The sequence below is a fragment of the Acinetobacter sp. LMB-5 genome, from assembly GCF_001541635.1.
GTDB lineage: Bacteria > Pseudomonadota > Gammaproteobacteria > Pseudomonadales > Moraxellaceae > Acinetobacter > Acinetobacter pittii.
In genome coordinates, this window is the sequence record NZ_LRDR01000028.1 from 1 (window position 1) to 1102 (window position 1102).

Annotated in this window: 1 protein-coding gene; it reads right to left on the reverse strand. The window is 45.3% G+C overall.

Annotation, left to right across the window (positions count from 1 at the left end; all coding sequences use genetic code 11):
* Positions 1 to 499 precede the first annotated feature (499 nt).
* Complete coding sequence (locus AW165_RS18315; RefSeq protein ID WP_060466678.1) at positions 500 to 682, reverse strand: hypothetical protein; 183 nt, start codon at positions 680 to 682, stop codon at positions 500 to 502.
* Positions 683 to 1102: the final 420 nt, after the last annotated feature.

The window sequence follows — 1102 nt, forward strand, 5'->3', positions numbered from 1 at the left end:
CCGCCCCTTGTAGCTGCTAGAGGGGACAAGCGGAAAAGGAATAACTGATTAGTGTTGTGTGACTGGAACGGGGGCGAAAGCTTTACACACAGCGCAGGGCAGTCCGAAATAAGGGGAGAAATCCTTAGTTCAGAAAGCGACCATAGACAGTACCTAAATCACTCAAAATAGAGTCGAAATGGGTAGGGGTCGGCGCAGCCGAAATAAGCAATTTCGGCACCAACTCTTCTGTCTTCGCTTACCTCATCCGCTCGGCGCAGTGTGCGAGTAAGCGAAGCGTCCGAGCATCGAGCAAGCGGCATTTCACCCTATCTAAATGGTGGCACTGTCGCTCCTAACCCACGTGGGTTATAACCTTTTCAATCGCTTATTTTTTTAGGCTTGTGCTATCGCCTTTCTTCATACTAAGCCAGCATACACAGCGTCCCCTTTAGTCACTTCGTTCCTGACGGTTTCCCTGTGAGCTGGAAAGGGGCGCTAACGCCCCCTTTACCCCAGTTTAAGTGCCTCTCCGATATGGTGGGATCACCACTTTTTGCGTGGCTAACTCTTCTGCTAATTCTTCTTGTTCTTTCCTTAACTTCTCTGCGTTTTGGATTCGTTTTGCCTGTCGTTTTTCGTACTCAAGTCTCAGTTTTTTCTCGCTTTGATTTTTCTTTTTCCTTGCACTCTTCTTTGTCATTGCTGTCCCTCCTCAACGAATGGTCGTGACGTTATCACTGTTCCTTGTGAGATTGAATCTTCTGTCGCCTCGCTTTGCTCGTTGCCGGTTCGTTAGTCCTGATTAAAACGCTACGCTAATTTAACCAGGACTAACGAACTCTAAATTGTTCAAAACACTCTTTAGATGGTGTCTTTTGTCTCAAATGAACGGGTCATTTTTATACCCTGTAAATCGCTCTCAAAGTGTCACAAAGTTTCAAAGCGACTTTTGGCTATCTTGGTGTGGTTTTTTGCTTAAAAACGCTTCTAGGGCGTTTGAGGAGCTTCTAAATGGTGTTTTTGATAGTGACGTGGCCTATTTAACATATTACCAATATTACGCACCTTTAAGAGTGGTTATGATGTTGTCACTTTAATTGAGGTTAGGTGAACTGATGCC

Excerpts from the sequence above, each read along its gene's own strand:
- AW165_RS18315 (WP_060466678.1), bottom strand. The coding sequence starts at position 682 with ATGACAAAGAAGAGTGCAAGGAAAAAGAAAAATCAAAGCGAGAAAAAA.